The 6,575-nt window shown below is 33.8% G+C and carries 6 protein-coding genes; all 6 read left to right on the top strand.

All coding sequences use genetic code 11. The features are described from left to right. Positions 1-1,029: hypothetical protein (locus L4C32_RS19945; protein ID WP_428198645.1), on the top strand; the 1,029-nt coding region annotated here is incomplete at its 5' end. A 46-nt stretch (positions 1,030-1,075) separates the two neighbouring features. After that, the gene (locus L4C32_RS19950) at positions 1,076-2,230 is read left to right on the top strand and encodes a CDP-glycerol glycerophosphotransferase family protein (RefSeq protein WP_428198646.1); all 1,155 of its coding nucleotides are present in this window, start codon (positions 1,076-1,078) and stop codon (positions 2,228-2,230) included. A gap of 43 nt (positions 2,231-2,273) precedes the next feature. After that, positions 2,274-3,569, top strand: a complete 1,296-nt coding sequence (gene aepX, locus L4C32_RS19955) for a phosphoenolpyruvate mutase (RefSeq protein ID WP_428198647.1) — start codon at positions 2,274-2,276, stop codon at positions 3,567-3,569. Continuing rightward, positions 3,569-4,705: a phosphonopyruvate decarboxylase gene (aepY, locus tag L4C32_RS19960; RefSeq protein WP_428198648.1), complete on the top strand. Its 1,137-nt coding sequence runs from the start codon at positions 3,569-3,571 to the stop codon at positions 4,703-4,705. Before aepX ends, aepY begins: the two co-directional genes overlap by 1 nt. A gap of 2 nt (positions 4,706-4,707) precedes the next feature. Beyond that, entirely contained in the window at positions 4,708-5,790 is a 1,083-nt protein-coding gene (locus tag L4C32_RS19965; RefSeq protein ID WP_428198649.1) for a phosphonoacetaldehyde reductase, read from the top strand. A 57-nt stretch (positions 5,791-5,847) separates the two neighbouring features. Beyond that, a partial coding sequence (locus tag L4C32_RS19970; RefSeq protein ID WP_428198650.1) for a glycoside hydrolase family 99-like domain-containing protein occupies positions 5,848-6,575 on the top strand: 728 nt, incomplete at its 3' end.

Genomic DNA, 6,575 nt, shown 5'->3' on the forward strand with positions numbered 1-6,575 from the left:
GTTATAGACAAGATGTTAAGAGGTAGGCTGCAGACTTTATTTACTAATATCGATGATGAATTTGATGAGTTCATTTACCATAGTGCCTTTTATAATTTTCCTACGTATCTTCTCGAGGATTTTAAATTAAACTTCAATGAGTGCTCAGTTTTTTTAAGTAAATATAAAAATCTTGAATTCATAATATCGGAATCTTGGATTGGAAATTCGAATGTTGCTTTTTTATTAGCGATTGCAAAAGAAAAAAACGATGTTAAGCATATTTATAATGAACATAATTGTTTATATCACCATGTGCTCGGTGAAAGTGTAGGATTACAAGCAAGGTTAGTTGACATTTATTACTCTTTGGGCTGGGAAGGGGATAATATAAAAAAAGGAGCATCTCTTTATGATTTTAATTTAAAGGGCAGTTATGAAAATGAATTTAATGTATTATATATATCTAGTACTACCAACGTTAAAATACCAGAGTTTTGTACTGCATACTCATATGCTGCAAGTGCCGGACACTTACATATAAAGTTTGTATGTGGCTTTTTTAATAGCTTAAACGAATGTGTATTATCTGAATTCGTTTACAGACCTTATCCTGTAAAATCTAGTTGGAAAGCTTTGAACAAAGAAGATGAAGTTGCTAAGGTGCTAAATAATAGAGCTCTAATTGACGACTTTAAGTATAGTTCAAAAATCATGATGAAGAAAAGTAGGTTGGTTATTGTAGATTATATTTCTACTGCTCATTTGGAATCATTAATAATGAATATTCCTACAGTCTTTTTTTGGGATAGGGATACTTTCTTTTTAAGTCAAGGAAATGAAGACTTTTTTGATGATCTGGTTTCTTGTGGCATATGCCAAACTTCGTTTGAAGATGCAGCTGAATTTGTAAAWGAGTTAGTAGAGAAAAATTCAATTGAAAAGTGGTGGTACACTGAATCTACACAAAATGCCAGACTGAATTTTTTGAATGCTAATATTGGAAAACCAGAAGATGCTATTGATTTTTATCTTTCATTAATAAAATAAATRTTGGTGTATTTTATTAATAACAAAACATACAAGAGAGTAGAAATTGAATAAATTTAATATATTAATTTTGTTGTTGTTCCGTTTGATGACATTTTTTGTTATTAGGAATAAAAAAAAATGGGTTATAGGCTCATGGTTCGGAACACGATATTTAGATAACTCTAAATATTTTTGTGAATTCATGAAGACCAATAACGATGAAGTAGATTTCATTTTCGTAACAAAAAGTACGGTTGTTTATCAAGAATTACAAAAAAGAAATATCCCCTGTTCATATTTTTGGTCTTTGAAATCCATATGGGCTCATTTAACTTCAGGTGTATTCATTTATGATCAAAGTTTAGGAGAGGATATTAATTACCCTCTTTCTCTTGGTGGAATTTATGTGAATTTATGGCACGCATTTCCACTTAAAAAAGTTTATGCATTAAGAGGTCTTCCTAAAAACGAAAGCCTTGCTTTCTTAAGGAACTTTTTTAAAGAATATATATTGTGTTATAAGAATCGCTATATATTAACAACTTCTGACCTATCTAAAGATACCCTATCTAAAGCTTTTGAAATACCTGAGAAGCGTTGTATACAGAGTGTATATCCAAGGAATGAATATCTTTCAGGGAATATTGATGTAATAGAAGATGAGTCGATGTTATCTTACAAAGACATGAAGATTATTTTGTATTTACCCACTTTTAGAGATAATCGCGAGCTGCAATTTTTGGGTACAACTGACCGAAAAAAAATAAAATCTCTTGTAGATGATCTAAAATCTATGGGGTATGTGTTTATATCAAAATTCCACGCTGCTGATAACACGAGCTTAGATTCATCGTTCGAGAGTGAAACAGGAGTTGTTAATTTAAATTCTGATTTTGATATATATCCATTATTAAAGAAAACAGATATATTGATTACTGATTATTCATCAGTTTATTTTGATTTTTTATTTATGAACAAGGAGATCCTCTTTTTTGCATACGATCTTGATTATTACTCCAATGRAGATAGAGGTTTGATTTTTGATTATAATGAATTCACCCCAGGTATGAAGCTGGACAACTTGAATAATATTCCAGCTGCAATTCTAAAGGTGGAGTCTGGAGATATTGATTATTCGATACAAAGAAAGTTATTGAAAGATAAAATATTTGACAATGGTAGTATGAACCACTTGATAAATGAAATTAAGAAAATATAAATATAAATATGAATGTAAATTTGATAGAGGTTAAGGCTTGATTATGAACAAAGAAACAGTATATGTTGGGATGAGTGCTGATTTATTACATCCAGGTCATATAAATATATTAAAGGAAGCGGCGAAGTTAGGGGATGTAACTGTTGGCTTACTTACGGATAAAGCAATAGCAAGTTACAAGCGCTTACCATATATGACTTACGATCAAAGAAAAGAAGTTGTTGAAAATATAAAAGGTGTTGTTTCTGTAGTGCCACAGGAAACTCTTGATTATCGTACAAACTTAATAGTATTAAAGCCTAATTATGTAGTGCACGGGGATGACTGGAAAGAAGGTGTTCAAAGAGAAACTCGAATGCAAGTTATTGAATGCATAGAATCTTGGTCGGGGAAATTAATTGAAATCCCATACACGCCTGGTATTTCTTCAACACAACTTAATCGTTCTGTTAAAGAAATAGGAACAACACCTGATATTAGAAGAGCACGCTTACGTAGATTAATTGATGCTAAGCCAGTAGTTAGAATCTTAGAATCCCATAACGCATTAAGTGGTTTGATTGCTGAAACAGTAAAATCTTCTAAAGGCGTAGAGTTTGATGGAATGTGGAGCAGCTCCCTAACTGATTCAACATCAAAAGGTAAGCCTGATATTGAAGCTGTTGATGTTTCAACTCGAATCAATACGATAAATGAAATCTTTGAAGTTACAACTAAGCCGATGATCTATGACGCAGATACAGGGGGAATCCCTGAACATTTTGCATTTACTGTTCGAACACTCGAACGTACGGGAATTTCAGCTGTGATTATTGAAGATAAAACAGGTTTGAAAAAAAACTCACTGTTTGGTACTGATGTAGCACAAACGCAAGATAGTATTGAAAATTTTTGTGATAAAATAAAAGCAGGAAAAGCAGCACAAGTTACTGATGACTTTATGGTCATTTCACGTATCGAAAGTCTTATTCTTGACAAAGGAATGAATGACGCTTTGGCTAGAGCAGAAGCTTATATAGGTGCTGGTACTGATGGTATCATGATTCACTCTCGCAAAAAATCTGCGTCTGAGATACTTGAGTTTTGTGAGAAGTTAAAAACGTTTGCACCTTCCATTCCAATAATTGTTGTTCCGACGAGCTATAATCAAATAACTGCTAAAGAACTTGGTCAAGCTGGTATCAATGTTGTTATTTATGCCAATCATATGCTAAGGGCTGCATATCCAGGAATGAAGATGGTTGCTGAATCAATTTTGGAATGTGACCGTAGCCTTGAAGCTGAGTCATCATTACTTTCAATTAAAGAAATATTAGAACTGATTCCAGGTACAAAATAATGATTAACCCTAAGCATTTTTATAATTCGTTAAAAAGGTTGGGAGTTTCCTTTTTTACCGGTGTTCCAGACTCATTGCTTAAAGATATCTGTGCATATATAACTGATAACTCTACTAGGAATGAACATATTCTTGCGGTTAACGAGGGGGGAGCTATAGGCTTGGCTGTAGGACATCACCTAGCTACTAATTCAGTCCCCGTTGTTTATATGCAAAATTCGGGGATCGGAAATACGGTTAACCCAATTTTGTCTTTAGCTGATAGTGATGTTTATTCAATACCAATGTTGCTTGTTATTGGTTGGAGAGGGGAGCCTAGCAAAAAAGATGAACCGCAACATGTCAAGCAAGGAAAGCTTACGTTGTCGTTACTAAAAGTAATGGACATTGACTATGAGGTAATCGACGGTGAAGAAAGTGAAAAAGAACTAGAGCAGATCTTAAGTAAATTGCATGCTATTGCTATCGAGAAGTCAAAGCCAGTGGCTCTAGTTGTAAAGAAAAATACATTTTCTTCTTATACTAGTGAGTGTGGAGCAAATGTAAATTGCTATAATAATAATCGTGAAGATGCGATAAAAAAAATTGTTGATTGTATTGAAGATAAAGACTTTATTGTTTCAACCACGGGTATGGCTTCAAGAGAGCTTTTTGAATATAGAAAAACGTTAGGACAAGATCATTCAAATGATTTTCTTACAGTTGGTGGCATGGGACATGCGTCTCAAATTGCTGTAGGTATTGCGCTTTCATCACCAAAAAAACAAATCATATGTATTGATGGTGACGGTGCCGCTTTAATGCACTTAGGGGCTTTAGCTATTTCTGGACAAAGCAACTTAAAAAATTTCAAGCATATTATTTTGAATAATGGCGCACATGATTCAGTAGGTGGGCAACCAACCGTCGGACAAGAGGTTAGTCTTTCGTCTATTGCACATGCTTGCGGTTATAATATGATCGAGGTTGCTAATAATGTTGAATTAACTGAGAAAATTGAACAGCTGAAAAGTATAGATGGACCAGCTTTTTTAGAAATACTTGTAGATAGAGGTAATAGAGCGGATTTAGGTCGCCCTACGTCAAGTCCGGTTGAAAATAAATCTATGTTTATGAATAAACTTAATAGGGGTTAACCTTGCAGCAAGAGATCTCATATAATGAGCTTTCTGAGAAAATACATGGCCATGATGGTCATGTGTTTTTTGTTTCAGGAAAAACATTTGAATTGGCAAACATTTCTCGTCGATTATCATTAGGAAATCATACCTCCTATGTTAGGTTCTCTGATTTTACAGAAAACCCATCATTAGAAGATTTAATTAAAGCTAAAGATGCTTTTGTGAAATGTGACTCAACATTAATCATCGCCATCGGTGGAGGGAGTGCGATAGATCTTGCTAAGTTAGTTAAATATTATGCCAAGACATCGCTTGATGGTAATGAAATTGCACCTCCAAAAGTTATAGATATAGGGTCTATTGAATTAGTAGTGATTCCTTCAACTTTTGGCACTGGAAGTGAGTCCACACATTTTGCTGTACTTTATATCAACGGGCAAAAACACTCAGTCGCTCATGAATCTATTTTACCTGATATTTACTTACTTGATGGAAGTTTGTCTGATACTTTACCTAGGAAAGTGAAAGGTTCAGCTTGTTTGGATGCACTATCTCAAGCAGTTGAATCATATTGGAGTGTTGCGTCTACGATGGAAAGTAAACGCTTTGCTAAAGAAGCGATTATTATCATTAGGAAAAATTTGTCGAAATATTTATTAGGTGATGTGTCTGTATCCAATGAGCTTTCTATAGCTGCAAATTTAGCTGGAAAGGCCATAAATATTACAAAAACGACTGCCGCACACGCATTATCATATACGCTTACTGCTAAATATAACATTCCACATGGCCACGCAGTGGCCCTATGTATTAAAAATATGTTCGAAGCCAATATGGGAAGTGCAACTCGAGATGGCTTGGTTGATCTTAAGATTTTAATGAATGAATTATACTCTTTTTTAAATGTTAGTAATGGGAAGGAAGCTTCTGATTTATTCAGTGACTATATGATTGCTGCGGGTTTGGAACCTTGTTTATCTGGATGCGTTAGTTTGTCTGAAGCAGAAACAGAAAATTTAATTAATAGTGTTAATACTGAAAGGTTAAGTAATCATCCTGTAAATTTTAGTATGGATGAAATTAAGTTAATTTTTGATTAAACTAGTTCGAAACCTTAAATTAGGAATAGAAAATATGAACTTTATTAGGTTAATTTAATGTTAAAGACGGATACAAAAACATATGCTTTCTACCTCCCTCAATTCCATCCATGTAATGCAAATGATGAGTTTTGGGAGGAGGGGTTTACTGATTGGGTGACTACTTATGGGGCAAAACCTCTTTTTGAACACCATGTTCAACCAATCGCTTCTACTGAACTTGGCCGTTATAATTTAACCGATCCTGATGTTATAAGAAAACAAGCTCAACTTGCTAGAGATAATAATGTGGATGGGTTTGCTATTTATCATTATTGGTTTGGAAAGGGAGACCGAGCATTAGAGGAACCGATTGAAATCCTCCGAAAAAACAAAGATATTGATATTGGCTATTACATTAGTTGGGTTAACTGTAATTGGACTAAAAGTTGGGTCGGGAATGACAAGGTGATCATTCGGGAACAGCAATATGATAGTGAATTTTATGATGAACTTATGCTAGATGCAATTGAGCACTTCAAAGATGACCGATATCAGAAGCTTAATGGGGCACCATTTTTTTACATTCATAGCCCGAAAGACTTTGATGTTAAATCATTTATGAAAAAATTCTCTCGATTAGCTCAAGAATATGGTTTTTCGCGTATTATTTGGTTAGCTCCAGAAATACATGTGGCTAAGAGCCAAAAGGTTCTATTTGATTATTTACTTGGGTATCCACCAGGAGATTTTAATACTTTAGAAAGAAAAATTAAGTTTAGATTATGGAAGTTAATTGAAAAAAT

Source organism: Aliivibrio kagoshimensis (assembly GCF_050337105.1).
Classification (GTDB): Bacteria; Pseudomonadota; Gammaproteobacteria; order Enterobacterales; family Vibrionaceae; genus Aliivibrio_A; species Aliivibrio_A kagoshimensis.

Bases quoted from the DNA above. Each gene is read 5' to 3' on its own strand.
- aepX (WP_428198647.1), top strand. From the start codon at position 2,274: ATGAACAAAGAAACAGTATATGTTGGGATGAGTGCTGATTTATTACAT.
- aepY (WP_428198648.1), top strand. From the start codon at position 3,569: ATGATTAACCCTAAGCATTTTTATAATTCGTTAAAAAGGTTGGGAGTT.